A 3,236-nucleotide genomic window follows, 5' to 3' on the forward strand; every position below is an offset into this window, starting at 1 on the left:
TAAAGCCCATAAAACCACGGCCGAACTGGTTATACACAGCGCCTGCATAGCTATACGCTGTTTCTGTCGTGTCGTTCAAACCATTACTTTGCAGGAATGAATTCACAACGTACATGCTAGATGCAAAATTAATATACCCTGGCTCTGATATAATGCTGTTTCTCAGTAAATCATATTCAACTTTGCTACTCGATAATGGTCGTTGCTGCCATTTGGCTTCTTTACCTAGGCCATCTTTAGCTGCTAACATAAGATCTACAGGGGCATAATCACGACCGCTCACTCCTGAACCAGTACCGTAATTACGATTTATAAATACACCGTATTGTTCAGTATATGCAGAAAAAGTCCCCTCAGCATTTCCTTGATTAGAAAACCCAGGCTCTGATGTATGATTAAATACTAAGCTTCTTAAGCCTGTTCCGTATGCATCAACAAATGCTGAATCATATGGGTTCCCCACCAGATTTGTTTCGCTTTTAGTTACACTCAACTCCCCGGCACTATTTTGACTAAAATGTAATGCATCAAATTGATAAATACTTTTATCGAGTGAACTACTATCAATTGGGATTAAAGAGCTTCGATCTCCTGGTCGTGTTTCCCATTCACCATATAACTGATCACCACAAAAACGATTTCTACCTAAAGAAGTGCAGCGGGTCAGTAACCGCTTACCTGGCATCAATAGTTCAGGTATTCCGTCATAGTTAATATCTTCAATAAGAAAGCCTCTTCCATATTTAGGTACTCTTCGCGTTATCCACTCCCCAGCGTTATAAAGTACCCTCTGCTCTACCGTTTCGATAAGATTGTTACTAAGGGTATGTTTTGCTGTAAATACTAATGCCCCTTTATTTAATCTATAAGTAAGAGAAATAATATTTTCGTTATATTCCCACCCAAGCCAATCAGTTAATCCATCACCATTTAAGTCAATAAACATACTTAACTGAGGTTTTAGCGTTCCTAAGGTAACGCTAAATGGCAAGGCATGATCGTTTTGATAATTATCATCACCCAAAAGTAATGTTTTTGGGCGGGCCTGTAATGGCGGAATAATATCTTTAGCCCCCGTACTAACATGCATTATATCTATTGTGCCATCGCCGCTAATATCACCTAATACTGTATAGTCATCTAAAAGAACAGTGGTATATAAATCGCTAGCTGTACCTTTTGTAAGACTAAAGCTAAATTCAGGACGAACGTAAGGTCTGCTTACATTTTTTTGATGCAAGTAAAGTTCAATTTTAGGGGCATCACTTGCAATATAAAGTAATATGTCTGGCCAACCATCATTATTAAAATCTGCAATTTGCCGTATATGGCTTTCTCTTAATTCAGGTTTTAAAGAAGGAGGCATTTCGATATTTGTCGAAATTAATCCTTCACTAGACAAATCGAACATTAACTCTTGATTTTTAATTGACCATTCATCAGTTATTCCATCTAAGTCAATATCCCCTTGGCTGCATTCATGTCTAAGTGTAAATCGGTTAAACTGGCATGAATCTAACGCTATATTGTTGTGGCTAAAGTCCCCCTCAGCATTAACAAAATAACCTGACCAATCTCTTACGCCATCACCATTTACATCGCCTCTTGGTAAAACCTTGCTTATTGATTTTTCGTTAGGATAAAGTATGTTACTTTCCCCGCCTAAAGGCTCCAGCATTAATACTTCTTGAGTATTATTCCAAGTAAATAAAGTTGAAGGTAAGCAATAATTATTGCTAAAACATTGAGAAACCTCATCTAACAGTTCTTTACCCGATGCAGTACTCTTTTGGTAATTTAGCTCATAACTCCAAACATTTTGATTAACGTTAAAAATATCAACCTTGTGGAGTCGTTGTGTAACAACTGAGCGACCTCCAAACGAAAAGCGTTCGTGTATTTTATTTCTCGGCTCATAAATAAATTGTACTTTTTGCTCTCCTTTATTATTAACCGAGCTACCGGTATAAGAAATCTGATCTAGCAACAACTCCGCAGTTCCATATAAGGCATAGTCATAATGAATATAATTATTCTCGGTTGCATCATGTTGATATTCAACCAACCACGAATAAGTAGCGGTCCTACCTTCATGTATTACTTTTGAGTCAATTGTTTTACCAAAATATGACACTCGACCGTTTTTATACTCAGCTTTAAACCACGTAGATGTGCCATTTAGTGAACCACTTTGCGTTACACGCACAAAACTATCAATTTCAGTGCGGTATTGTGTGCCTGAATTACCATAACTACCCGATGTAGCAATTAAACGCTGGCCGTCTAAACAAAGCCGATCGTTACTATTATATTGTGGACTTTGTGTAAACCCATCTTGTGCATAAGTTGCAGCGCAGCGTGTAATACTAGAACCAACTGAAAGAGCCCACCCAACACCCGCAATACCATTACCACTACGAGATGAATAATTTAATGATATTTCTGGCTGCATTCCAGAACGCCCAGGGGTAAGCTGAATCGGAAGTTGATATGTAGCCGCACCACCACTTACACTAGCCTGCCCCTTAATTGCACCAATTGCTGAAAAGTCTGGTGCTACAATATCAGTAGACTCTTTATCTAAAGGAATAATAACCGAGGTCTCTGTTGCTAATTCTATTGGTGATTGAATTAATACACTTATAGACTCAGTGGTAACGAGTTCATTCTCATCTGTTACCCTTAGAACTATATTAGTACTTCCACTTTGGCTTGAGGCTTCAACTACAAGGTGGGCTTTTCCATTTATAAAAGTAACTTTTAGCTCTTTAAATAATGATGGATTCATAGCATCAACATCCAATCTTAAAGAACCCAAAGGTGTTTCTTCATCACTAACACTAAAATCAATACCGATACTTTCATTAGTCAACAGCTTAATCGAATTAGCTCCAGTAATACGTGGCCGATCATTCACACTATTTACAGTGAGCCTAAATGTATCGTCTCTCGTCGCACCGTGACTGTCTTTAACACGGATACGAATGTCTGAATACCCATACTTATTCGCCACCGGAGACATGCTCATTGTCCGCGAAGCGCCACTCCCTCCAAAAACAATACTATTCGTCGGCAATAGTGAAGTGTTTGAGCTGCTTACAATAGAAAGGGCAAGGCTTGAAGTGCTTGTTTCAACATCACCCACTGTAAAGCTTATCGCTTTTGTGGTGTCTTCGTTTGTTGACTGATTCGCTATATTTGTGATCGTTGGTGCATCGTTCACACTATTTACAGTG

1 protein-coding gene is annotated in these 3,236 nt (G+C 38.5%); it reads right to left on the reverse strand.

Translation table 11 applies throughout. The annotated features are described in order from the left end of the window. On the reverse strand, positions 1-3,236 hold a 3,236-nt coding region (locus DC53_RS00475), incomplete at both ends, for a SpvB/TcaC N-terminal domain-containing protein (protein WP_276202715.1).

Origin of the sequence: Pseudoalteromonas fuliginea (genome assembly GCF_000690055.1) — a bacterium.
Lineage (GTDB): Bacteria > Pseudomonadota > Gammaproteobacteria > Enterobacterales > Alteromonadaceae > Pseudoalteromonas > Pseudoalteromonas fuliginea.